A 21,582-nucleotide genomic window follows, 5' to 3' on the forward strand; every position below is an offset into this window, starting at 1 on the left:
GCTTACTCCAAGCCATGCCGGATGCGCATAAGCTAGTGCAGATTTCTTCCGTACAATAGAGGCTTTTGCACGTTGGGGATGGCGGGATCATGGTGGACTTCTGGGTGTTAGGTATTGCTGCGTTTGGCGCAGGTTTGGTCGATGCGGTGGTTGGCGGAGGAGGGCTGATACAGCTGCCCACCATGTTCACGGTGTTTCCCAACATGGCGCCGGCAACCATCATCGGCACCAACAAGCTGGCCAGCATCTTCGGCACCAGCGTGGCGGCGGTCAGCTATGCGCGCCGGGTGACCATTGCCTGGTCGGTGGCGACGCCTGCCGCCATGTCGGCGCTGGTGTTCGCCTTCCTTGGCGCCTTCACCGTCACCCATGTCTCGGCCGATTTCATGCGCACCGCGCTGCCGGTCGTGCTGCTGCTGGTGGCCATCTACACCTTCGCCAAGAAGGACTTTGGCAGCGTCCACGCGCCGATCCACTCGGGCACCAGGGAGCAGACGCTGGCGCTGGTGGTCGGCGCCGCCATCGGTTTCTACGACGGCTTCTTCGGTCCGGGCACCGGCAGCTTCCTGGTGTTCCTGTTTGTGCGCGTGTTCGGCTTCGACTTCCTCGGTGCTTCGGCCGTCGCCAAGATCGTCAACGTGGCGTGCAACTTTGCCGGCCTGGTGTGGTTTGGCTACAGCGGCCACCTGATCTGGCAGCTGGGTCTGACGATGGCGGTGTGCCAGATCGCCGGTTCGCTGATCGGCTCGCGCATGGCTATGAAGCACGGCAGCGGCTTTGTGCGCAAACTGTTCCTGGTCGTGGTCTCAGTGCTGATCGTTAAAACTGGCCACGATGCATGGTTGCGTTGGTGATATTGTTTCACGTGGAACAAAGACAGGGACACTTCGGTGTCCCTTTTTCATTGTTTCACGTGGAACATCCGAACTATATTTTTGCCTAAAAAAGTCGCAGCACCAAAAAGACTCTATAATTTGACCTTGATCCCCTTCGCTTTAAATATCTCCACCATGTTATTTCCTACGAATTTCGACGTCATCGTTGTCGGCGGTGGTCACGCCGGGACCGAGGCTGCCCTCGCTTCGGCCCGCATGGGCCAGAAGACCTTGCTGCTCACCCACAACATTGAGACGCTGGGCCAGATGTCGTGCAACCCATCCATCGGCGGTATCGGCAAAGGCCATCTGGTCAAGGAAGTCGACGCGTTGGGCGGCGCCATGGCGATCGCCACCGACGAATCGGGTATCCAGTTCCGTATCCTGAATTCCTCCAAAGGTCCTGCCGTGCGCGCCACCCGCGCCCAGGCCGACCGTATTCTGTACAAGGCCGCCATCCGTTCGCGTCTGGAAAACCAGCCGAACCTGTGGTTGTTCCAGCAGGCCGTGGACGACCTGATGGTGGAGGGCGACCGCGTGGTCGGCGCCGTCACCCAGATCGGCCTGAAGTTTTTGGCGCCAGCCGTGGTGCTGACCGCCGGTACTTTCCTCGACGGTAAAATCCACGTCGGCCTGAACAATTACTCGGGCGGCCGCGCCGGCGATCCGCCAGCGATTTCGCTGTCGTCCCGCCTGAAGGAATTGAAGCTGCCGCAAGGCCGCCTGAAGACCGGCACGCCGCCGCGCATCGACGGCCGCAGCATCGACTTTTCGCAGATGACCGAGCAACCGGGCGACCTGGACCCGGTGCCGGTGTTCTCGGTGATGGGCAAAGCCTCCATGCACCCTGAGCAGATGCCATGCTGGATCACGCACACCAACCAGAAAACCCACGACATTATTCGTGGCGGCCTGGACCGCAGCCCAATGTACACCGGCGTGATCGAAGGCGTCGGTCCGCGCTACTGCCCGTCGATCGAGGACAAAATTCACCGCTTCTCGTCGAAGGAATCGCACCAGATTTTCCTGGAACCGGAAGGCCTGACCACGCACGAATTCTATCCAAACGGTATCTCCACCAGCCTGCCGTTCGACGTGCAGATCGAACTGGTGCGCTCGATGAAGGGCCTGGAAAACGCGCACATCCTGCGTCCCGGCTACGCCATCGAATACGATTATTTCGACCCGCGCGGCCTGAAAGCATCGCTGGAAACCAAGGCCATCAACGGCCTGTTCTTCGCCGGCCAGATCAACGGCACCACCGGCTACGAGGAAGCGGCGGCACAAGGTCTGCTGGCCGGTGTCAACGCCGCGCTGCAAACCCAGGGCCGCGACGCCTGGACGCCGGCACGTTCCGAAGCCTATCTGGGCGTGATGGTGGATGACCTCGTCACGCAAGGCGTGATGGAGCCATACCGCATGTTCACCAGCCGCGCCGAGTATCGCTTGAGCCTGCGTGAAGACAATGCCGACATGCGCCTGACGGAAATCGGCCGCAAGCTGGGCGTGATCGGCGATGCGCAGTGGGAATCGTTCGACCGCAAGCGCGAAGCCGTGGCCAAGGAACTGGAGCGCCTGCGCTCCACGTGGGTGAATCCGCGCATCCTGGAAGCCGCCGAATCGGAACGCGTGATTGGCCAGGCCATCGAACGCGAATACTCGCTGGCCGACCTGCTGCGCCGTCCGGGCGTCGCCTACGACAAGCTGATGACGCTGAAAGGCGCCGACGGCCGCGACCTGGCGGGTCCAGGCGAGACCGACGAAGCAGTCAAGGAACAGCTGGAAATTCAGCTCAAATACTCGGGCTATATCGACCGCCAGACGAAAGAAGTGGAGCGTCACGAGCACTACGAAAACCTGAAACTGCCGGACAACTACAACTACCTGGACATCACCGCGCTGTCGGTGGAGGTGCGCCAGAAGTTGCACGCGCAGCGTCCGGAAACCCTGGGCCAGGCATCGCGTATTTCGGGCGTGACGCCGGCGGCGATTTCGCTGCTGCTGGTGCATTTGAAGAAGGCCGGTTTCGGTGGTTTCGTTCAGAAAGATGAGGCAGCATGAAGGTGTTTGACCGCAATGTAGTAGCGGATGTTTTGAAACAAGGCATCAACCAGCTGCAACTGGAGCTGAGCGAGGCGCAGGTGGAACAGTTGCTGGACTACCTGGCCCTGCTGAACAAGTGGAATTCGGTGTACAACCTGACCTCGGTGCGCGACCCCATGGAAATGGTCAAGCTGCACCTGCTGGACTCGCTGACGGCGGTGCCGGCCTTCAAGGGCGCGGCAAATGTGCTGGACGTGGGGGCGGGCGGTGGCCTGCCGGGCGTGGTGCTGGCGATCAGCCGCCCGGACATGAAGGTGTCGATGATCGACACGGTGCACAAGAAGACCGCGTTCCTGAACCAGGTGAAGGCGGAGCTGGGATTGGGCAACGTGACGGTGTACACGAAGAAAGTGCAGGAGCTGGAAGTGAAGACGAAATTCGACGTCATCACCTCCAGGGCGTTCGCAGACCTTTCCGACTTCGTCAACTGGTCGGGGCACCTGCTGGCAGAGGGCGGTCAATTCATCGCCTTGAAAGGCACGGCGCCGGCAGAGGAGCGAGAGCGACTGCCAGCCCCATGGAAAGTGCAGAAACTGGAGCCTTTGGCGGTTCCAGGACTGGACGCGGAACGTCACCTGGTGTTCATCCAGGCTGAAACGAAGTAAACGGTTTATACGGTATAAATGGTTTATATCATATAAGTAGTATAAATCGTTTATATCGTTTATACCGTATAAATCAAAGCAACAACACACATAAGAAATACATGGCAAAAATTTTTTGCGTAGCAAATCAAAAGGGCGGCGTAGGCAAGACCACCACGACGGTCAACCTGGCTGCCGGTTTGGCAAAACTGGATCAGCGCGTGCTGCTGGTCGACCTGGACCCGCAGGGTAACGCCACGATGGGCGCAGGCATCAACAAGGCAGGGCTGCCGGCATCGACGTATGAAGTCATGCTCGGCACCAGCGACGTGGCCACGGCGCGCCAGCGTTCCGAGCCGGGACACTTCGACGTGCTGCCGTCCAACCGCGAGCTGGCCGGCGCCGAAGTCGAAATGGTGGAACTGGACAACCGCGAGCGCCGCCTGAAGGAAGCGCTGGCGCTTGTGGATAAGGAGTACGATTTCATTCTGATCGACTGCCCGCCGGCGCTGTCGATGCTGACGCTGAACGGCTTGTGCGCCGCGCACGGCGTGATCATTCCGATGCAGTGCGAGTACTATGCGCTGGAAGGGCTGTCCGACCTGGTCAACACCATCAAGAAGGTGCACGCCAACCTGAACCCGGACCTGAAGATCATCGGCCTGCTGCGCGTGATGTTCGATCCGCGCATGACGCTGTCGCAGCAGGTATCGGCGCAGCTGGAGCAGCACTTCGGCGACAAGGTCTTCAAGACCATCATCCCGCGCAACGTGCGTCTGGCGGAAGCGCCGTCGTACGGCGTGCCGGGCGTCACCTTCGATCCGACCTCCAAGGGCGCGCAGGCGTACATCGCCTTCGGCGCCGAGATGGTCAAGCGCATCAAGAAAATGTAAGGCACACACATGGCAACCAAAAAACTCAAAGGCCTGGGTCGCGGCCTGGACGCGCTGCTGGGCGGCGACGGCGACATGAACACGGCGGACGCCAACACGCCGTCCGAACTGAAGGTCGGGCAGATGCAGGCCGGTAAATACCAGCCGCGTACCCGCATGGACGAAGGCGGCCTGCAGGAGCTGGCCGCCTCGATCAAAACCCAGGGCATCATGCAGCCTATCCTGGTGCGTCCGGTCGGCAAGGACAAATACGAGATCATCGCCGGCGAACGCCGTTTCCGCGCTGCGCAACTGGCCGGCCTGGAAGTGCTCCCGGTTTTGGTGCGCGACGTGGACGACCAGGCCGCCGCCGCGATGGCGCTGATCGAAAACATGCAGCGCGAGGATTTGAATCCGCTGGAAGAGGCGCAGGGCATCCATCGCCTGATCACCGATTTCAGTTTCACGCACGAGCAGGCGGCCACGGCCGTCGGCCGCTCGCGCAGCGCCGTGTCCAACCTGCTGCGCCTGATGAATCTGGCGGCGCCGGTGCAAACCATGCTGATGGCCGGCGATATCGACATGGGCCACGCGCGCGCGCTGCTGGCGGTCGACGCCGCCACCCAGATCAACCTGGCCAACACCGTGGTTGCCAAAAGGTTATCGGTGCGCGAAACCGAAAAGCTGGTCACCAAAACGCTGGAAGAATTGAAATCGTCGCCGAAAGAAGCGCGCTTGAAAGAAAAGTCCGGCGACATCGTGCGCCTGGAAGAAGAACTGTCCGATGCGCTGGCGACGCCGGTTGTATTCAAGATGGGCGCCAAAGGCCGCGGTCAGATGATCATCGACTTCGCCGACCTCGACATCCTTGACGGCGTCCTCGCCCGCCTGCGCGCCTAAACCCGGGTCAGGTCCCTCATTTCTACACGAGCTCGGCCATAACTGCGGCTAAGGCCGAGCTTGTGTAGAAATGAAGGACCTGACCCCGGAGTTTTCACCATCTGGAAAACGTCTAACTGATTCCAACTTGGTGCAACAACATCTGAAATGTTTCTAAAAGCGTCTCATTCGTGCACCAAATGCTCTGCTGCGGTGCAGCATGTTTGACGCGATACATGAAAGACACATATAATCACGCGTCTTTGGGGTTTAATCGGTTTTTAAGGAGGCTCGCAGTGCGTAATCCGACGAGCATTTCCAAACCGGTGTTCCGAGTCGTCGCCCTCCAGTTCGCAATTGTGACTGGATTCGCCTTGCTCGCCTGGAATATTGGCGGAGTAATCAAAGCTTGGTCGGCCGCCTATGGCGGAGCAATCGCAGTCATCGGGAGCCTGATGTACGCGATGATTGTTGCGCGCGGATCAAATGACGCCAAAACCGCTTTTCGCGCGCATGTGCGCGCCGAAGTGACAAAGATATTTATCACGGTTGTGCTGTTTGTTGTAGCACTCGTGTTGTTTCAGTCGGCCTCATGGTTATGGCTGATCTTGGGTTTCGCGGTGGCAACCTTGGCATACTGGTTTTCACTGCTCGCAATTTAATCACCAAAATCTTATATTTTTATGACCACTGAACACGTAGGGCACGAAGCGCCCACTAATATTGAGTACATTCAGCACCACTTGAGCCACCTGAAATCGGCAGACGGCGCCTATAACCTGGACACGTTCTGGGTTTCGGCCATTCTGGGCCTGATTTTCCTCGGTGTGTTCTGGCTGGCCGGCCGCCGCGCCACCGCCGGCGTGCCGGGCAAGCTGCAAAACTTCGTCGAAGCCGTGATGGAACTGGTCAACGAAGTGGTCAACTCGGCCTTCCACGCCAAGAGCAAGGTCATCGCCCCGCTGGCGATCACCATCTTCTGCTGGGTTTGGCTGATGAACGCCATGGACTTCCTGCCGGTCGATCTGCTGCCCAAGCTGCTGAGCTACGCCGGCGTGCACAAGCTGCGCGTCGTGCCAACCGCCGACGTCAACCACACTTTCGGCATGTCGTTCGGCGTCATGCTGTGCATTATTGGTTTCTCGATCAAAGCCAAAGGTCTCGGCGGCTGGGGTAAAGAGCTGTTCACCGCGCCGTTCCACGCCCATGGCTTCATGGCCATCGTGCTGGCGCCGGTCAACTTCATCTTCCAGATGATCGAGTTGCTGGCCAAGCCACTGTCGCTGTCGCTGCGTTTGTTCGGCAATATGTACGCCGGCGAACTGCTGTTCATTCTGATCGCTCTGCTGCCATGGTGGGCGCAGTGGCTGCTGGGTGGTCCTTGGGTTATCTTCCACATCCTGGTGGTGACCCTGCAAGCGTTTGTGTTTATGGCGTTGACGGTTGTGTATCTGAGCCTTGCGGTTGAGAAGCACTAAGCAACACTGGTTTTAACTTTTTTAGTATCTGTAGTCTTTTTTAAATCTTAGGAGAAATTTCAATGCAAGCTCTGATCGCACAAGTACAAAGCATGACCGTTCTGGCAGCCGCTATCATCATCGGCCTGGCCGCTATCGGCACCGCTCTGGGTTTCGCCATTCTGGGCGGTAAATTCCTGGAAGCGTCGGCACGTCAACCAGAACTGATGCCACAACTGCAAACCAAGCTGTTCGTTATCGCTGGTCTGCTGGATGCGATCTCGATGATCGGCGTTGGTGTTGCCCTGCTGTACACCTTCAGCAACCCATTCCTGGCTGCTGTTCTGTCCGCTGCTCAGTAATTCGCTCCACCCTAGGAGAAACTTTTAGTTAGGAGCAAAGGTATGGACATCAATATGTCTCTCATCGGTCAGATGATCACCTTCGCGGTGCTGGTCTGGGTGTCGATGAAGTTCGTATTTCCATCGCTGAATGCAGCGTTGGATGAGCGTGCCAAGCGTATCGCTGACGGTCTGGCTGCGGCCGACCAGGGCCAGCAAGCAATGGTCGTCGCTGAAAAGCGCGCCAGCGAAGCACTGGCCGGTGCACGCGAAGAAGCTTCGCAACGCGTTGCCGACGCTGAAAAGCGCGCGCAACTGGTCGCTGAAGAAATCAAAGCGAATGCACAAGCCGAAGCAGACCGCATCATTGCGCAAGCCAAGGCCGAAGCCGAGCAGCAACTGGCCAAGGCGCGCGAAGCGCTGCGCGCTCAGGTGGCTGACCTGGCTGTGAAGGGCGCCGAGCAAATCCTCAAGCGCGAAGTCAACGCCTCGGCCCACGCCGATCTGTTGTCGCGCCTGTCTGTCGAGCTGTAATCATGGCAGAAAACGCAACCGTCGCCCGTCCCTACGCGGAAGCTTTGTTCCGCGTAGCCCAAGCAGGTAAGGAATCGTTCAACCTCGCGGCGTGGTCCGAACTGGTGGCCGAACTGGCCCAGATCGCTGCCCACCCCGAGGTGCAAGCATTCGCCCGCAACCCGAAAGCGTCGGCCAGCGATATCGTCGCCGCCTTCAAGGCCCTGGTGAAAACCCCGGTCAGCCCGGAAGCCAATAACTTCCTGACGATGCTGGTGGAAAACGGCCGTATCAGTCTGCTGCCGGAAATCGGCGCGCAATTCCTGGCGTTGAAAAACGCCGCGGAAGGTGCGGCAGACGCGGTCATCACCAGCGCCTTCGAGCTGGACGCTGCGCAAGTAAGCACGCTGATCGCGACGCTGGAAAAGAAATTCAGCCGCAAGCTGCACCCGGTCGTCAGCGTGGACCCGGCCCTGATCGGCGGTGTGCGCGTGGTGGTCGGCGACGAAGTGCTGGACACTTCGGTGCGCGCCAAGCTGCAGCAAATGCGTGTTGCACTGGTCGCTTGAGCTCAACCTCGGCGACCGGCTTAGAACAGATTCTTCATCTCGCGCAAGCTGAGAGAAACACTTTTAGGAGTTAGTATGCAACTCAACCCATCTGAAATCAGCGAGCTGATCAAGAGCCGTATCGAAGGCCTTGATGGTGGCGCTGAAGTACGTAACCAAGGCACGGTGATTTCCGTCGCCGACGGTATCGTCCGCATTCACGGCCTGTCGGACGTGATGCAGGGCGAGATGTTGGAATTCCCTGGCAACACCTTCGGTCTGGCCATGAATCTGGAGCGCGACTCGGTCGGCGCCGTGATTCTGGGTGCTTACGAGCACATCTCGGAAGGCGACACCGTCAAAACCACCGGCCGCATCCTGGAAGTTCCAGTCGGTCCGGAACTGAAAGGCCGCGTGGTCAACGCGCTGGGCCAGCCGATCGACGGCAAAGGCGCCATCGACGCCAAGCTGACCTCGCCAATCGAAAAAATCGCGCCAGGCGTGATCGCCCGCGAATCCGTGTCGCAGCCTATGCAGACCGGCCTGAAATCGATCGACGCGATGGTACCAATCGGCCGTGGCCAGCGTGAGCTGATCATCGGCGACCGTCAAACCGGTAAATCGGCAGTTGCGGTTGATGCGATCATCAACCAAAAAGGCCAGGGCATGACTTGCATCTACGTTGCAATCGGCCAAAAAGCTTCGACCATCAAGAACATCGTGCGCTCGCTGGAAGAGCACGGCGCGCTGGAGTACACCATTGTGGTCGCCGCCTCGGCGTCGGAATCGGCTGCCATGCAGTACATTTCGGCTTACTCGGGCTGCACCATGGGCGAATACTTCCGCGACCGCGGCGAAGACGCGCTGATCGTCTACGATGACCTGTCGAAGCAAGCTGTTGCTTACCGTCAGATCTCGCTGCTGCTGCGCCGCCCACCAGGCCGCGAAGCGTACCCAGGCGACGTGTTCTACCTGCACAGCCGCCTGCTGGAACGCGCTGCCCGCGTTAACGCCGACTACGTCGAAGCGTTCACCAAAGGCGCCGTCACCGGCAAGACCGGTTCGCTGACCGCCCTGCCGATCATCGAAACCCAGGCTGGCGACGTGTCGGCGTTCGTGCCGACCAACGTGATTTCGATCACCGACGGCCAGATCTTCCTGGAAACCTCGCTGTTCAACTCGGGCATCCGTCCTGCGATCAACGCCGGTATCTCGGTGTCGCGCGTCGGTGGTGCTGCGCAGACCAAGGTCATCAAAAACCTGTCCGGCGGTATCCGTACCGACCTGGCCCAGTACCGTGAACTGGCTGCGTTCGCGCAGTTCGCTTCGGACCTGGACGAGTCGACCCGCAAACAGCTGGACCGCGGCGCCCGCGTGACCGAACTGCTGAAACAGAAGCAGTACTCGCCACTGTCGATCTCCCTGATGGCCGCTTCGCTGTTCGCAGTGAACAAGGGCTACCTGGATGACGTCGAAGTCAAGAAAGTACTGTCGTTCGAAGCCGGCCTGCATGCGTACCTGAAGACCAAACAAGCTGACCTGCTGTCGAAGATTGAATCGTCGAAGCAACTGGACAAAGACGGCGAAGCAACGCTGTCGGCCGCCATTGCCGACTTCAAGAAATCCGGCGCATTTTAAGGTGCTTGGCGCTCCAGTGAAACCTGGAGCGCCGTCAGCGCAGAAGGAGTAAGGACTCATGGCAGTAGGCAAAGAGATACGTGGCAAGATCAAAAGCGTAGAAAATACGAAGAAGATCACCAAGGCGATGGAAATGGTCGCCGCATCGAAAATGCGCAAAGCGCAGGATCGCATGCGCGCCGCCCGTCCCTACAGTGAGAAGATTCGTAACATCGCTGCAAATCTGGCGAACGCAAATCCGGAGTACACGCACCCGTTCCTGGCCGATGAAGCCAAGGAATCGGCCAAGGCGGTTGGCTTCATCGTTGTGACGACCGACAAGGGTCTGTGCGGCGGCATGAACACCAACATCCTGCGTCTGGTGACGAACAAATCGCGTGAGCTGGAAGCCGCCGGCAACAAGATTGCCGCCGTGGCAATTGGTAACAAGGGTTTGGGTTTCCTGAACCGCGTCGGCGTGCCGGTGGTTGCGCAAGTGACCCAGATCGGCGACACCCCGCACCTGGAAAAACTGATTGGCCCCGTCAAAGTCATGCTGGAAAAGTTCCAGAACGGCGAGGTCGATGCGGTTTACCTGTGCTACACCAAGTTCATCAACACGATGAAACAGGAACCGGTCGTGCAGCAGCTGCTGCCACTGCCGGCTGCCAGCAAACAGGCTGACGCAGGTAATCACAACTGGGATTACATCTACGAGCCGGATGCAGCAACTGTCATCGACGAACTGCTGGAGCGCTATGTAGAAGCGCTGGTGTACCAGTCGGTGGCGGAAAACCTGGCGTCCGAGCAATCGGCGCGGATGGTGGCGATGAAGGCGGCAAGCGACAACGCAGGTAGTGTGATCGGTGAACTGAAACTGATCTACAACAAAACCCGCCAAGCTGCGATTACCAAAGAACTCTCCGAAATCGTCGCCGGTGCGGCAGCGGTTTAAACGAATTTAACTATATTTGAAGGAACGAACATGGCTGATGGCAAAATCGTTCAGTGTATCGGCGCGGTGGTTGACGTTGAGTTTCCACGCAACGCAATGCCCAAGGTATTTGATGCCTTGAAGATGGAAGGCTCCGAGCTGACGCTGGAAGTACAACAACAATTGGGTGACGGCATCGTGCGTACCATCGCACTGGGTTCGTCGGACGGCCTGCGTCGCGGCATGCAGATCCAGAACACCGGCAAGCCTATCATGGTGCCAGTGGGTAAAGCGACTCTGGGTCGCATCATGGACGTGCTGGGTAATCCAATCGACGAATGCGGCCCGGTCGCTCACGACCAGATCGCTTCGATCCACCGCGCGCCTCCTGCCTACGACGAACTGTCGCCATCGCAGGATCTGCTGGAAACCGGCATCAAGGTGATTGACCTGGTCTGCCCGTTCGCCAAAGGCGGTAAAGTGGGTCTGTTCGGTGGCGCCGGCGTCGGCAAGACCGTGAACATGATGGAACTGATCAACAACATCGCCAAAGCGCACTCGGGTCTGTCCGTGTTCGCCGGCGTGGGTGAGCGTACCCGTGAAGGTAACGACTTCTACCACGAGATGGCCGATGCCAAAGTCGTCGATCTGGAAACCCCGGAGAACTCGAAAGTGGCGATGGTCTACGGTCAGATGAACGAACCACCAGGCAACCGTCTGCGCGTCGCGCTGACCGGTCTGACCATGGCGGAAGCGTTCCGTGACGAAGGCAAAGACGTTCTGTTCTTCGTCGACAACATCTACCGCTTCACCCTGGCCGGTACCGAAGTGTCCGCACTGCTGGGCCGTATGCCTTCCGCCGTGGGTTACCAGCCGACCCTGGCCGAAGAGATGGGCCGTCTGCAAGAGCGTATCACCTCGACCAAGACCGGTTCGATCACCTCGATCCAGGCCGTGTACGTGCCAGCGGATGACTTGACCGACCCGTCGCCAGCGACCACCTTCGGTCACCTGGATTCGACCGTCGTGCTGTCGCGTGACATCGCCTCGCTGGGTATCTACCCTGCGGTGGACCCGCTGGATTCGACCTCGCGTCAGCTGGACCCGCTGGTCGTTGGCCAGGACCACTACGACACCGCGCGTGCCGTACAGGGCACCCTGCAGCGCTACAAGGAACTGCGCGACATCATCGCGATTCTGGGTATGGACGAGCTGGCGCCGGAAGACAAACTGCTGGTGGCTCGCGCCCGTAAGATGCAGCGTTTCCTGTCGCAGCCGTTCCACGTTGCTGAAGTGTTTACCGGCGCGCCTGGTAAATACGTTTCGCTGAAAGACACGATCAAAGGCTTCAAGATGATCGCGTCGGGCGAACTCGATCACCTGCCAGAGCAAGCGTTCTACATGGTCGGCACGATCGAAGAAGCCATCGAAAAAGCCAAGAAACTCAACTAATTGTTTGAGTTGTTCGCCCCGGCCGTAACGCCGGGGCGTTCCACCCGATAGGACACACATGGCAAACACTATTCACGTTGACGTGGTTTCCGCCGAGGAGTTGATCTACTCTGGCGAAGCCGAATTCGTCGCGTTGCCGGGTGAGCAGGGCGAGCTGGGTATCTACCCGAAGCACACGCCGCTGATTACCCGTATCCGTCCGGGCGCGGTGCGCATCCAGGTTCCAGGCCAGGCTGAAGAAGAGTTCGTCTTCGTTGCCGGCGGTCTGCTGGAAGTGCAGCCGGGCGCCGTGACGGTGCTGGCGGACACCGCGATCCGCGGCAAGGATCTGGACGAAGCCAAAGCGACTTCGGCCAAGAAACGCGCCGAGGAAACGCTGGCCAACAACAGCTCCGGTATCGACTACGCGAAAGCGCAAGCCGAACTGGCAGCGGCCATCGGCCAGCTGGCAGCGATCGCCAAACTGCGCGCGAAGCACTAAGCAACGCTACAGCAGCACTCGCAAAAAAGGCAGCCTCGGCTGCCTTTTTTTACGCCTGACGCTCGATCAGCGTACGCGGTGGCAGAAAGAAGGTGGCTTGCGACGAGGCTTGCTCCAAAAAGCTTCGGCATCGATTCATCAAGCAAGATGCGCATGATCCTGAATCAATTGATCGGCGGTTTTTAGTGCCATGATGACGGCATCCCTGGAGACCGACGGATACTGATCGAGGAAGACCTCGATCGTTTCCCCTGCTTTCAAATAATCAAACAAATACGAGGCCGGGACACGCGTGCCGACGAAGACTGGCGTGCCTCCCATGATTTCCGGATCGCTGTGGACTGCTTTCTTTTCCATATGCCCTCCTTCCTGAAATACTACTCCTTTCTGTGCATGTGACAGCGGCCACATCTTGAGAAAAGCGGCGGGCCTATAATCGGCGCTCTTTGATTAAAAAATAATAAAATGAATCGAGCGCTGCTGACTATTTTGTCGACTGTCGTGCTGAGCGCGATCGGCATTGGATTGACCATGCCGATTATTCCGCAGCTGATGCGCGATGTCGGCCATACGACGGAACTGGGATGGCGCTTCGGCGCCTTCACCGGTTTGTATGCGCTGATGCAGTTTGTGTTTTCGCCCATCCTCGGCATGCTCAGCGACCGCTACGGCCGACGGCCGATTCTGCTGCTGTCGCTGGCCGGCGCGGTGGTCGATTATCTGTTCATGGCGGTCGCGCCGTCGCTGTCGCTGCTGTTTGTCGGCCGCGCGATTGCCGGCATCACCGGCGCCAGCATGGCCGTCACCTCGGCCTACATCGCCGACGTCACGCCGGAAGAGCAGCGCTCGCGCCGTTACGGACAGCTGGGCGCGTGCTTCGGCATCGGCTTCATCATCGGCCCGGTGCTCGGCGGCTTGCTCGGCGCCTGGTGGGTACGCGCGCCGTTCCTCGCCGCCGCCGCGATGAATGCGCTGAACCTGCTGCTGACGCTGTGGCTGGTGAAAGAGTCGCACGCTGGCGAAGAAAGCGTTGAGCGCATCTCCTTCAACCCGCTGGCCAGCCTGCGCTGGGCGCTCAGCTTCAAGGCCTTGCTGCCATTGCTGGGCGTCTACGTGATCCTGGTCCTGGTGGGCGAAATCGGCGGCACTGTCTGGGTGCTGTATGGCGAAGACAAATTCGCCTGGGATGCGCTGACCATCGGCCTGTCGTTGGCCGGCTTTGGCGCCTTCCATGCGCTGGCGCAGGCGTTTGTGGTTGGCCCGATTGCCGAACGCTGGGGCGAACGCGCCGCGCTGCTGATCGGCATCGTCTCCGACGGCACGGCGTATGTGATCCTGGCGTTGACTGTCCACGGCTGGGTGGCGTTCGCGCTGATGCCGCTTTTTTGCCTCGGCGGCATCGGCGCGCCGGCGTTGCAGTCACTGGTGTCGGGCAGCGTCGGCCCGGATCAACAGGGCAAGCTGCAGGGCGTGATGGCCAGCACCGCCAGCCTGGCGTCGGTGATCGGCCCGGTCGCCATCAGCACGATCTACTTCATGTCACGCGGTACGTTCCCTGGCATGGTGTGGATCATCGGCGCATGCCTGTATCTGCTTTGCTTGCCGGTGCTGCTACGTCGCGCGTAGCGTGCCGTCGATGACGGTGACCGCTTTGCCGCCGATCCAGGGCTCGCCATCGGCGTAGGTGACGGTAACGCGTCCGTCGCGGCCCAGCGCTGTGCCTTGTCGCGCGCTGTAGTCGCGGGCGGGCAGCAGGCGGGCGATGCAGGCGTTGGCGCTGCCGGTGACCGGGTCTTCGATCTGGATGCCGTTTTCAAGGAACAGCACGCGGACTTCGTAGTCTGCCGGACCGCCGGCTGGATGCGGGCCGTAGATGGCGACGCCATTGCTGGCGGTGCGGTGCATCAGTTCATCCAGCGCAGCGGCGTTTGCTGTCACGGCGAGGCAATCGGCCGCTGTGGCTAAGCGCACGACCAGCCAGCAGATGCCCATGTTGGCCACCAACGGCGGATGACCGTCGGCCAGCGCTTGCGAACCCAGCGTTTTGTGCAGTAGGGGAAGCAGGTTGCTGTTCATCGTCTCCAGCCGCGCCGCTGGTGCGCGAAACGCCAGGCCACCGTCGCTGGCGATGTTGACGGTGACCAGGCCGACGCCGCATTCCTGAATCAGCAAGCCCGGCGTTTTCGGTTGCAGCCCAGCTTCCAGCAGCACGTGCGCTGTGCCCAGCGTCGGATGGCCGGCAAACGGAAATTCTTCCTGCGTGGTGAAGATGCGCACGCGATAGTCCGCCGCTGGATCGGTGGGCGGCAGCACAAACGTGGTCTCGGACAAATTGGTCCAGCGCGCAATCGCCTGCATCTGCTCGCTGCTGAGTCCTTCGGCATCGAGAATCACCGCCAGCGGATTGCCTTTGAATGGCGTGGAAGTAAAAACGTCTACCTGTTTGAAACGGCGGGTCATGATTGTTCCTTGCAACTGCGGCGATAGTCGGCGGGCGGCTTGCCGACGAGTTTTTCGAAATCGGTGGTGAAGTGGGCCTGGTCGTAGTAGCCGAGCGCCTGCGCCAGCGCGGCCAGGTCGACAGTGCTGCCTTTGGCGAGCAGGTCGGAGGCATCCAGCAGGCGGTTGCGGCGGATTACCCACTTCGGTGTTGCGCCGACGTATTCCTTGAACAGTATTTGCAGGCGGCGCACGCTGATGTTGACCTGCTCCGCCAGCTGCTGCACCTGCGTGATGTCCGGATTGTTCTGGATGGTGTCGAGGACGAAAGCGACACGTTCGGTTTGCGGATCGAGCGCTGGCAGGGCGGTGCGGATGATGGCGCTGGCGGCGGCCATCATGGCGGCATCGTCCGCCGCGCCGAGCACGCTGCGTTCCGCCTCGGCGTCATCGCAATCAAACACGGCCGACAACGGCAGTTCGCGATTGGTGGCCGTCTGCACCGGCTGCCGCAGGAAGCCGCGAAACTCCCCCGGCCGGAAGCGCAGGCCCAGCACGCGGCCGCTGCCGCGCAGCGTGTATTCGAACGCGCCCGTCATCACGCCAAACACCGCCGTGCGGCCGGCGTCGAACACCACGTGGATGCACGGCGAGGGCAGGGTGCGCTGCACGTGCACCACGCCATCCGGCAGCGTCCACGCCACCAGCCAGAAGTGCTCGATGAAAGGCGCGAGATCGGCGTCGGGCAGGTAGCGTTCCAGCCGAAATATTTTTTCGCCCGCCGCCGGATTCACCACACCACGGGTAGGACGCGGTACACTTTGCAGCGTTGTCATAAGGCGTTCGCGTTTTTACAAGACCACCATCTTAGCAAGAGTTATCGTGAGTTTTCACCCACTCGAAGGAGAAATTCATGGCGCCGCAACTGACCTTGTACCACTGCCCGCATTCGCGCTCCACCGGTGTGCTGACCTTGCTGGAAGAACTGCGCGCGCCCTACGCGCTGCATGTGATGAACATGCGCAAGGGCGAGAACCGCGAAGCCGCCTACCTGGCCGTCAATCCCATGGGCAAAGTCCCGGCCATCCGCCACGGCGACGCCATCGTCACCGAACAGGTGGCGATCTACCTGTATCTGGCAGACCTGTTCCCGGACGCCAAACTGGCGCCGCCGCTGGGCGATCCGTTGCGCGGTCCCTACCTGCGCTGGATGGCGTTCTACGGCAGCTGCTTCGAGCCGGCCATTGTCGACCAGTGGATGAAGAACAAGCCGGCCGATAAAACCGCCTGCCATTACGGCGACTTCGACACCATGTTCAACACGCTGATCGAGCAGCTCTCCAAGGGGCCGTATCTGCTGGGCGAGCAGTTCAGCGCGCTCGACATCTTGTGGGGCACCGCTTTCGGCTGGATGATGATGTTCGGCCTGGTGCCCAAGCTGCCCGTCATCGAACAGTACGTCGCGCGCGTGCAGGGCCGCCCGTCCGCCGTCGCCGCCAACGAAAAAGACGCGGCTCTCGCCGCGGAACAGGCCGCCGCCGCATGACCGATACCCTCATCGGACTGCTGCTGGCGATGGGCCTGCCCACGTTGTTCGCCCTGCTGTACCGCGACAGCAAAAGCGGGCCGATGAACATGCGCCGCCACCTGTTGACGATGTGGGGCTGTTGCCTGGTCTTGCTGGCGTGGCTGCTGCTGTGGGAGCAGCGTCCGCTGTCCAGTATCGGCGTCGCCGGCGGCAATTACCTGGCGTGGCTGATCGGCGCCGCGCTGGGCCTGACCATCCTGTCCACCTCGGTGATGTCGGTGATCCAGGCCAGCAAGGGCGGCAAGGCGGCGTTGCCGGAAGGCTCGGAGCAGGGTCTGATGCGCCTGCTGGCCACGCCGGCCTGGTTCCGCTGGGCCGTGGTGCTCACGGCCGGCATCACCGAAGAAATCATGTTCCGTGGCTACCCGATCGAGCGCCTGGCCGAGATGACCGGCAAGCTGTGGCTGGCCGCGCTGATCCCGCTGGTGGTGTTCACGCTGGCGCACATGGGCGGCTGGACGCTGAGCCACATGGTTGGCGTGCTGTTCGGCGGCGGCATCCTCACCGCCCTGTACCTGTGGCAGCGCGACCTGGTCGCCTGCATGATCGCGCACGCGCTGATCGATGCGCTGATCATCTTCCTGCCCGCGCTGCTGAAAAAACTGGCAGCGCGCCAGCCTACATCGGCTCCAGCCCGCGCGCCTTAAGGATGGCCTTGGCGGCTGGTTGCGCCAGCGCATTGACGAAGGCCTGCGCTGCCGCCCGGTCGCCTGCCGTGGCCGACGGCGCCGCCGAGAAGGTCGAATACACCTGTACCTCGGCCGGCAATGGCCCGGCCAGTTGCGCTTCCGGCGAGTCGAGGATTTCGCTGATCTGCGTAAAGCCCATCTCCGCTTGACCGGCCGCCACCGCCTGCGGCGCCGTGATTTTGCTGATGATGACGGTCTTGGCGCCCATGGCTTCCGTGATGCCGAACTGCTCGAAGATCTTCTTCATCGTCGGCCCGGTCGCGCCTTGCGCCGAGTAGGTAATGGATTTTGCCGCCAGCAGCGTGCGCTTGAAGTCGTCGGCGTTGCCGATGGCCGGCTTGGGCGCGGTCCTGGCCACCGTCACGCCGACGCCGCTGCGCGCCACCGCCACCTTGCCGGCGGCGTCCAGCTTGCCCTGTTTGGCCAGATCGTCCAGCGCGGCGGCGGTCAGGAAGGCGACATCGAAGCGCGCGCCTTTCTCGATGTCGGACTTCAGTTCGCCGGTGGTGGCGATGTGCAGCGTGACCTTGTGGCCGCTGGCCGCTTCAAACGCGGGGGCGATCTGCTCCAGCGCCGACTTGGCGGCCACGGTGCCGAACACGGTGATGTCCGCCGCCTGCACGCCGCCGCAGGCGGCCAGCAACAGGGCCGATGCGGCCAGAATACGATGGGTCATGATCAAACTCCTGTAGAACGCTGAAGGGCCTGTATTTTGCGGGACGTCGGCTGTAAAGCGCTTGTAATGAGAGCGAGCGCTAACTCCGGTTGCGCTTTGCCGCACATGAAGATGTCGGCGGCGGCAAAGCCGCATTCCGGCCAGGTGTGGAGGGTGATGTGCGATTCCGCCAGCAGCACCACGCCGGTCACGCCCTGACCTTCGCCGAAGGCGTGGAAATGGCTGAATAAAACCTGCGCGCCGGCGGCGTCGGCGGCGTTGCGCAACAGCGTTTCCAGCGCGGCGCAGTTGCTCAATTTTTCGGCAGCGATGCCGCCCAGGTCGGCCAGCACGTGGGTGCCGGACGGCGCGTGCGCGGGCGCCGCGCCAGCAGATGCCGTCGGCAGAGGTTCGCGTTTCACTTGTGGCCTCCGCCGCCGGAACCGCCGCCCCAGCTGCCGCCGCCGGCGCCGGTGTGCGACGTCCAGGCGCTGCCGCGATAGCCGCTGCCGGTACTGCCGCCGCCCAGCATCCGCGTCCAGCTGCTGCCGGCGCTGAACAGCACGACGATGACTGCATAGATAAAGAATTTGCTCATGTCTTGTCGTTGTTATCGAGGAAGGTCGCCGGCAGGTAGATCGCCAGCGCGGCGATCGCCGTCAGGAACCAGGTGCCGGAAAAATTGAACAGCAGCGGCACCGCGTTCAGCACCAGCATGAACCAGATGATGTACTTGGCGGTGGTGCGGTAGCGGTTATTGCCGAATGGCTGGGATTTGGACGGCGACTTCACCCGGCCCTTGAAGGCGCTGCCGAACCACAGCGATAACTGGTCCGCCGACACCGGCGAGGAACGCGACCACGTCATCTCCTGCGCGGTAGTTTCGGACGCCAGCCGCAGCTGGCCTGCCTGGAATTCCTCCACCCGCGTCTTGTCGCCGACGGCCACGCGCCAGTTGAAGGCGCCCACCGCGTAGGTCACTTCCGAACCGTAGTCGTACAGGCGCGAAAACTGCACCTTATCCACAAGCACTTTCGGCGCGCCGGGCGTATAGGCCAGCGGCCACTCGGCCAGCACATTGGCGCCGGACCAGCCGTCGTCGGTCTCCACCAGCCACGAGAAGCCGGCGCGCGGGCCGTACATCAGGTATTCGTTCCACTGCGCGCCTTCGTCGTCGGCGCGGCGCATCATGCCGATGATGGTGAATTCCTGGTTGTTGATTTTGGCCGTCGCGCCCAGCTCCAGTGTCAGCGGCACGGCGGCCACGCGTTCGCCGGCCGCGACCACCTGCGCTTTCGGGCTGGCGGCGTCGATCTGCGTGGCGCAGGCCGGGCACACCAGGTTGGCGGTGATGCCGGGCAGGTATTTGATCGGACTGCCGCACGCCGGGCAATCGAGCGCATCGAGCTTGCCGCGATACCGGCCGGCCGCGCGCTGGATGGTGTCGTCGTCGCGCAGCAGCTGGCATTGCAGGCTGTCGAGCGTGACGGCCAGGCCGGTGTAGACCACAGGACGTGGCGAATCCGAATAATCGAGGGTGATGAATTCGACGCCACGGCGGAAGTCCGCCACCTTGGCCTGGTAGCCGTCGCCCACCGCAAACGGCAGCTCGCCCTGGCCGCCGATGCAATCGGCCACGCGGATTTCGGCCGCCGTGTAAGGCGCACCGTTGATCGGGTAGTTCCGGCCCGGCGTCAGCTGCTCGAAGGCCGGCAGCTGGGCGTCGCCCTGGTATTCTGCCGTGATGGTGTACATGCCGGACGAATCGCCCAGCCACGAGGTTTTACCGTCGTCGAACAGCAGGTACCACTCGTTCCACATGCCGGCCGAATAGCGCAGCTGGATGCGGCCCACCACCGTGAACGGCCGTCCGCCCAGCACGCCGGCGGTGCCGATCTGGATCGGCGAATAGTCCTCCAGCACGGACGACATCTTGCCCAGGTTTTTGACGGCGTCGGCGTCCTTGAGCACGCGCGTGCTGCAATACTCGCAGACCGCCATGACCGAGGCATGCGAGCGGAATTTGACTTCCGCGCCGCAGCTGGGACAGGAAACGATTTGCATGCAGGGTTAGCCGATCAGTTTTTTCAGCAGCTCGGCCTTGGTGCTGTCGTAGTCGGCGGCCGAGATCAGGCCCTTGTCCAGCAGGCCTTTGAGTTTGCCCAGCCGTGCTTCGACCGAATCGTCGGCAGCGGCAGCAGGAGCCGCAGCAGCAGTGGCTGCACCTGCCTGCGGCGCCAGCGTGCTGCCCAGCGTCTGGCCGATCACCTGGCCGACCGTCATGCCGGCGCCCAATCCCGCGCCGATGCCGGCCAGGCCGCCTTCGTTGCCGGCCGCCAGCGGAATCGCGCTGGCCACCTGGTATTTGGTGAAGCCGGCCATCTTGTCCGCGCTCATGCCGCCCTTCATGCCGGCCGAAATGCGTTCGTCGAGCGCCGCCTGCAGTTCTTCCGGCAGGCTGACGCTGGCCACGTTGAATTCATCCAGCGCGATGCCGTAGCGCGCAAACGCGGTGGTCAGGTCGCCCTTGACCTGCTGCGCCATCAGCGCCTGGTTGGCCGCCATGTCGAGGAACGGCACCTGCGACGCCCCCAGCGAGCTGGCCATGGTCGCCATCAGGATGCCGCGCAACTGCTCTTCCACCTCGTCGCGGGTGTAGACCTCGCGCGTGCCGCTGATTTCGGTAAAGAAGGCGCGCGCATTGGTCACGCGGTACGAGTACATGCCGAAGGCGCGCACGCGCACCATGTCGAAATCCTTGTCGCGGATGGTGATCGGCTGCGGCGTGCCCCATTTGCGGCCGGTCTGCACGCGGGTGCTGAAGAAGTACACGTCCGACTTGAATGGCGAATCGAACAGCTTGTCCCAGTTTTTCAGGTTGGTCAGCAGCGGCAAGGTTTGCGTGGTCAGCTTGTGGGTGCCGGGGCCGAACACGTCGGCGATCTGGCCCTCGTTGACAAACACCGCCACCTGCGATTCGCGCACCACCAGCACGCCGCCGTTCTGGATCTCCTGGTCCGCCATCGGATAGCGCCAGGCCAGGACGCCGTCGGTGTCCTCGTTCCATTGCAGTACATCGATAAACTGCTTCTTGATAAAGCTGCCGATACCCATGATGGTCCTCGCTTAGGAAATGCCGGCGCCGTTGATCACGCCGATGGAAATGGAGATGGCGCCCAGCAGGCCGCCGAACGCAGTGTTATTCGCTTCGATCTGGTCCTTCGACATGTTCAGCACGCGCGTGGTGATGGCATAGGCCAGCATCTGGATCACCATCGCGCCGAAGGCCCAGGCGAAGAACTGCTGGTAATCGAGAGTATGCATCAGTGCCGAACCGATAGTGATGGAAAAACCTATCAATGCCCCGCCCAGCGATAGTGCGGCGGCCTGATTCCCCTCGCGTATCAGCTTCACCTCGTCGAAAGGCGTCATCCAGGTGTAGGCTTTGAAGAAGACGGCCAGCAGCAAAGCGGCCAGCAACAGGTGAACGAGATAATTTAGGATGGCGGGCACGGCGCACCTTCAGGTAAAGTATTTACTTACTTGATAATAATG

At 61.2% G+C, this 21,582-nt stretch carries 26 protein-coding genes; 17 read left to right on the forward strand and 9 right to left on the reverse strand.

Annotated elements, in window-relative coordinates:
- Positions 1 to 89: 89 nt before the first annotated feature.
- The 14 genes from GJ698_RS12925 to GJ698_RS12990 all read left to right on the forward strand — a co-directional run bounded on the left by GJ698_RS12925 (position 90) and on the right by GJ698_RS12990 (position 12,656).
- The gene (locus GJ698_RS12925) at positions 90 to 854 is read left to right on the forward strand and encodes a sulfite exporter TauE/SafE family protein (RefSeq protein ID WP_154358034.1); all 765 of its coding nucleotides are present in this window, start codon (positions 90 to 92) and stop codon (positions 852 to 854) included.
- Positions 855 to 1,010: 156 nt separating this feature from the next.
- Complete coding sequence (mnmG, locus tag GJ698_RS12930; protein ID WP_154358035.1) at positions 1,011 to 2,936, forward strand: tRNA uridine-5-carboxymethylaminomethyl(34) synthesis enzyme MnmG; 1,926 nt, start codon at positions 1,011 to 1,013, stop codon at positions 2,934 to 2,936.
- Complete coding sequence (gene rsmG / locus GJ698_RS12935; protein ID WP_154358036.1) at positions 2,933 to 3,583, forward strand: 16S rRNA (guanine(527)-N(7))-methyltransferase RsmG; 651 nt, start codon at positions 2,933 to 2,935, stop codon at positions 3,581 to 3,583. The genes mnmG and rsmG overlap by 4 nt, the downstream gene beginning before the upstream one ends.
- 101 nt (positions 3,584 to 3,684) lie before the next feature.
- Positions 3,685 to 4,455, forward strand: a complete 771-nt coding sequence (locus tag GJ698_RS12940) for a ParA family protein (protein WP_154358037.1) — start codon at positions 3,685 to 3,687, stop codon at positions 4,453 to 4,455.
- Positions 4,456 to 4,464: 9 nt separating this feature from the next.
- On the forward strand, positions 4,465 to 5,334 hold the full coding sequence (locus tag GJ698_RS12945; RefSeq protein WP_154358038.1) for a ParB/RepB/Spo0J family partition protein: 870 nt from the start codon (positions 4,465 to 4,467) through the stop codon (positions 5,332 to 5,334).
- A gap of 275 nt (positions 5,335 to 5,609) precedes the next feature.
- A complete protein-coding gene (locus GJ698_RS12950) occupies positions 5,610 to 5,975 on the forward strand; it encodes an ATP synthase subunit I (protein ID WP_371865286.1) in 366 nt (121 codons plus the stop codon).
- Positions 5,976 to 5,996: 21 nt separating this feature from the next.
- A complete protein-coding gene (atpB, locus tag GJ698_RS12955) occupies positions 5,997 to 6,791 on the forward strand; it encodes a F0F1 ATP synthase subunit A (protein ID WP_154358040.1) in 795 nt (264 codons plus the stop codon).
- A 62-nt stretch (positions 6,792 to 6,853) separates the two neighbouring features.
- The gene (atpE, locus tag GJ698_RS12960; protein ID WP_135200866.1) at positions 6,854 to 7,132 is read left to right on the forward strand and encodes a F0F1 ATP synthase subunit C; all 279 of its coding nucleotides are present in this window, start codon (positions 6,854 to 6,856) and stop codon (positions 7,130 to 7,132) included.
- Between the two features lie 42 nt (positions 7,133 to 7,174).
- Positions 7,175 to 7,645, forward strand: a complete 471-nt coding sequence (locus GJ698_RS12965) for a F0F1 ATP synthase subunit B (RefSeq protein ID WP_154358041.1) — start codon at positions 7,175 to 7,177, stop codon at positions 7,643 to 7,645.
- Positions 7,646 to 7,647: 2 nt separating this feature from the next.
- Positions 7,648 to 8,193: a F0F1 ATP synthase subunit delta gene (locus tag GJ698_RS12970; RefSeq protein ID WP_154358042.1), complete on the forward strand. Its 546-nt coding sequence runs from the start codon at positions 7,648 to 7,650 to the stop codon at positions 8,191 to 8,193.
- 75 nt (positions 8,194 to 8,268) lie between these two features.
- Entirely contained in the window at positions 8,269 to 9,810 is a 1,542-nt protein-coding gene (atpA, locus tag GJ698_RS12975; RefSeq protein ID WP_154358043.1) for a F0F1 ATP synthase subunit alpha, read from the forward strand.
- 58 nt (positions 9,811 to 9,868) lie between these two features.
- Positions 9,869 to 10,744 (forward strand): F0F1 ATP synthase subunit gamma, encoded by an 876-nt coding sequence (atpG, locus tag GJ698_RS12980; RefSeq protein ID WP_154358044.1) that lies wholly within the window; start codon positions 9,869 to 9,871, stop codon positions 10,742 to 10,744.
- 30 nt (positions 10,745 to 10,774) lie between these two features.
- Positions 10,775 to 12,175, forward strand: a complete 1,401-nt coding sequence (gene atpD / locus GJ698_RS12985) for a F0F1 ATP synthase subunit beta (RefSeq protein WP_154358045.1) — start codon at positions 10,775 to 10,777, stop codon at positions 12,173 to 12,175.
- 58 nt (positions 12,176 to 12,233) lie between these two features.
- Positions 12,234 to 12,656 (forward strand): F0F1 ATP synthase subunit epsilon, encoded by a 423-nt coding sequence (locus GJ698_RS12990; RefSeq protein WP_154358046.1) that lies wholly within the window; start codon positions 12,234 to 12,236, stop codon positions 12,654 to 12,656.
- A 138-nt stretch (positions 12,657 to 12,794) separates the two neighbouring features.
- On the opposite strand, the gene GJ698_RS12995 is transcribed toward GJ698_RS12990, so the two are convergent.
- Entirely contained in the window at positions 12,795 to 13,013 is a 219-nt protein-coding gene (locus GJ698_RS12995) for a DUF433 domain-containing protein (protein ID WP_154358047.1), read from the reverse strand.
- Positions 13,014 to 13,121: 108 nt separating this feature from the next.
- Between GJ698_RS12995 and tet the strand changes: the two genes are divergently transcribed.
- Positions 13,122 to 14,282: a Tet(A)/Tet(B)/Tet(C) family tetracycline efflux MFS transporter gene (tet, locus tag GJ698_RS13000; RefSeq protein WP_154358048.1), complete on the forward strand. Its 1,161-nt coding sequence runs from the start codon at positions 13,122 to 13,124 to the stop codon at positions 14,280 to 14,282.
- On the opposite strand, the gene GJ698_RS13005 is transcribed toward tet, so the two are convergent.
- Both GJ698_RS13005 and GJ698_RS13010 read right to left on the reverse strand, forming a co-directional pair.
- Positions 14,268 to 15,116: a PhzF family phenazine biosynthesis protein gene (locus GJ698_RS13005; RefSeq protein ID WP_154358049.1), complete on the reverse strand. Its 849-nt coding sequence runs from the start codon at positions 15,114 to 15,116 to the stop codon at positions 14,268 to 14,270. The two genes, tet and GJ698_RS13005, sit on opposite strands and share 15 nt — an antisense overlap.
- On the reverse strand, positions 15,113 to 15,931 hold the full coding sequence (locus GJ698_RS13010) for a DUF6597 domain-containing transcriptional factor (RefSeq protein ID WP_154358050.1): 819 nt from the start codon (positions 15,929 to 15,931) through the stop codon (positions 15,113 to 15,115). Before GJ698_RS13010 ends, GJ698_RS13005 begins: the two co-directional genes overlap by 4 nt.
- Before the next feature lie 77 nt (positions 15,932 to 16,008).
- Between GJ698_RS13010 and GJ698_RS13015 the strand changes: the two genes are divergently transcribed.
- Positions 16,009 to 16,641, forward strand: coding sequence for a glutathione S-transferase family protein (locus tag GJ698_RS13015; RefSeq protein ID WP_154358051.1), 633 nt, complete (start codon positions 16,009 to 16,011; stop codon positions 16,639 to 16,641).
- A complete protein-coding gene (locus GJ698_RS13020) occupies positions 16,638 to 17,330 on the forward strand; it encodes a CPBP family intramembrane glutamic endopeptidase (protein ID WP_154358052.1) in 693 nt (230 codons plus the stop codon). Before GJ698_RS13015 ends, GJ698_RS13020 begins: the two co-directional genes overlap by 4 nt.
- Here GJ698_RS13020 and GJ698_RS13025 read toward each other — a convergent pair.
- Genes GJ698_RS13025 through GJ698_RS13050 form a run of 6 tightly spaced genes read right to left on the reverse strand, consistent with a single transcriptional unit; the run spans position 17,302 to position 21,540 of the window.
- Complete coding sequence (locus GJ698_RS13025) at positions 17,302 to 18,048, reverse strand: molybdate ABC transporter substrate-binding protein (RefSeq protein ID WP_166454858.1); 747 nt, start codon at positions 18,046 to 18,048, stop codon at positions 17,302 to 17,304. The genes GJ698_RS13020 and GJ698_RS13025 overlap by 29 nt on opposite strands.
- A gap of 2 nt (positions 18,049 to 18,050) precedes the next feature.
- Positions 18,051 to 18,449 carry an adenosylmethionine decarboxylase gene (gene speD, locus GJ698_RS13030; protein ID WP_371865287.1) on the reverse strand — a complete coding sequence of 133 codons (399 nt, stop codon included), beginning with the start codon at positions 18,447 to 18,449 and terminating at the stop codon, positions 18,051 to 18,053.
- Positions 18,446 to 18,625, reverse strand: coding sequence for a hypothetical protein (locus GJ698_RS13035; protein ID WP_154358054.1), 180 nt, complete (start codon positions 18,623 to 18,625; stop codon positions 18,446 to 18,448). The genes speD and GJ698_RS13035 overlap by 4 nt, the downstream gene beginning before the upstream one ends.
- On the reverse strand, positions 18,622 to 20,091 hold the full coding sequence (locus tag GJ698_RS13040; protein ID WP_154358055.1) for a DUF4178 domain-containing protein: 1,470 nt from the start codon (positions 20,089 to 20,091) through the stop codon (positions 18,622 to 18,624). Before GJ698_RS13040 ends, GJ698_RS13035 begins: the two co-directional genes overlap by 4 nt.
- A 6-nt stretch (positions 20,092 to 20,097) precedes the next feature.
- The gene (locus GJ698_RS13045) at positions 20,098 to 21,141 is read right to left on the reverse strand and encodes an SPFH domain-containing protein (protein ID WP_154358056.1); all 1,044 of its coding nucleotides are present in this window, start codon (positions 21,139 to 21,141) and stop codon (positions 20,098 to 20,100) included.
- A 12-nt stretch (positions 21,142 to 21,153) separates the two neighbouring features.
- Complete coding sequence (locus tag GJ698_RS13050; RefSeq protein WP_371865288.1) at positions 21,154 to 21,540, reverse strand: DUF350 domain-containing protein; 387 nt, start codon at positions 21,538 to 21,540, stop codon at positions 21,154 to 21,156.
- Positions 21,541 to 21,582 lie beyond the last annotated feature (42 nt).

It is taken from the genome of Duganella aquatilis (assembly GCF_009674565.1).
Taxonomy (GTDB): Bacteria; Pseudomonadota; Gammaproteobacteria; order Burkholderiales; family Burkholderiaceae_D; genus Rugamonas; species Rugamonas aquatilis.

What these genes read in the sequence shown, in the direction of transcription:
- GJ698_RS12925 (WP_154358034.1), top strand. Translation starts at nt 90, where the DNA reads ATGGTGGACTTCTGGGTGTTAGGTATTGCTGCGTTTGGCGCAGGTTTG.
- mnmG (WP_154358035.1), top strand. Translation starts at nt 1,011, where the DNA reads ATGTTATTTCCTACGAATTTCGACGTCATCGTTGTCGGCGGTGGTCAC.
- rsmG (WP_154358036.1), top strand. Translation starts at nt 2,933, where the DNA reads ATGAAGGTGTTTGACCGCAATGTAGTAGCGGATGTTTTGAAACAAGGC.
- GJ698_RS12940 (WP_154358037.1), top strand. Translation starts at nt 3,685, where the DNA reads ATGGCAAAAATTTTTTGCGTAGCAAATCAAAAGGGCGGCGTAGGCAAG.
- GJ698_RS12945 (WP_154358038.1), top strand. Translation starts at nt 4,465, where the DNA reads ATGGCAACCAAAAAACTCAAAGGCCTGGGTCGCGGCCTGGACGCGCTG.
- atpB (WP_154358040.1), top strand. Translation starts at nt 5,997, where the DNA reads ATGACCACTGAACACGTAGGGCACGAAGCGCCCACTAATATTGAGTAC.
- atpE (WP_135200866.1), top strand. Translation starts at nt 6,854, where the DNA reads ATGCAAGCTCTGATCGCACAAGTACAAAGCATGACCGTTCTGGCAGCC.
- GJ698_RS12965 (WP_154358041.1), top strand. Translation starts at nt 7,175, where the DNA reads ATGGACATCAATATGTCTCTCATCGGTCAGATGATCACCTTCGCGGTG.
- GJ698_RS12970 (WP_154358042.1), top strand. Translation starts at nt 7,648, where the DNA reads ATGGCAGAAAACGCAACCGTCGCCCGTCCCTACGCGGAAGCTTTGTTC.
- atpA (WP_154358043.1), top strand. Translation starts at nt 8,269, where the DNA reads ATGCAACTCAACCCATCTGAAATCAGCGAGCTGATCAAGAGCCGTATC.
- atpG (WP_154358044.1), top strand. Translation starts at nt 9,869, where the DNA reads ATGGCAGTAGGCAAAGAGATACGTGGCAAGATCAAAAGCGTAGAAAAT.
- atpD (WP_154358045.1), top strand. Translation starts at nt 10,775, where the DNA reads ATGGCTGATGGCAAAATCGTTCAGTGTATCGGCGCGGTGGTTGACGTT.
- GJ698_RS12990 (WP_154358046.1), top strand. Translation starts at nt 12,234, where the DNA reads ATGGCAAACACTATTCACGTTGACGTGGTTTCCGCCGAGGAGTTGATC.
- GJ698_RS12995 (WP_154358047.1), bottom strand. Translation starts at nt 13,013, where the DNA reads ATGGAAAAGAAAGCAGTCCACAGCGATCCGGAAATCATGGGAGGCACG.
- tet (WP_154358048.1), top strand. Translation starts at nt 13,122, where the DNA reads ATGAATCGAGCGCTGCTGACTATTTTGTCGACTGTCGTGCTGAGCGCG.
- GJ698_RS13005 (WP_154358049.1), bottom strand. Translation starts at nt 15,116, where the DNA reads ATGACCCGCCGTTTCAAACAGGTAGACGTTTTTACTTCCACGCCATTC.
- GJ698_RS13010 (WP_154358050.1), bottom strand. Translation starts at nt 15,931, where the DNA reads ATGACAACGCTGCAAAGTGTACCGCGTCCTACCCGTGGTGTGGTGAAT.
- GJ698_RS13015 (WP_154358051.1), top strand. Translation starts at nt 16,009, where the DNA reads ATGGCGCCGCAACTGACCTTGTACCACTGCCCGCATTCGCGCTCCACC.
- GJ698_RS13020 (WP_154358052.1), top strand. Translation starts at nt 16,638, where the DNA reads ATGACCGATACCCTCATCGGACTGCTGCTGGCGATGGGCCTGCCCACG.
- GJ698_RS13025 (WP_166454858.1), bottom strand. Translation starts at nt 18,048, where the DNA reads ATGACCCATCGTATTCTGGCCGCATCGGCCCTGTTGCTGGCCGCCTGC.
- GJ698_RS13035 (WP_154358054.1), bottom strand. Translation starts at nt 18,625, where the DNA reads ATGAGCAAATTCTTTATCTATGCAGTCATCGTCGTGCTGTTCAGCGCC.
- GJ698_RS13040 (WP_154358055.1), bottom strand. Translation starts at nt 20,091, where the DNA reads ATGCAAATCGTTTCCTGTCCCAGCTGCGGCGCGGAAGTCAAATTCCGC.
- GJ698_RS13045 (WP_154358056.1), bottom strand. Translation starts at nt 21,141, where the DNA reads ATGGGTATCGGCAGCTTTATCAAGAAGCAGTTTATCGATGTACTGCAA.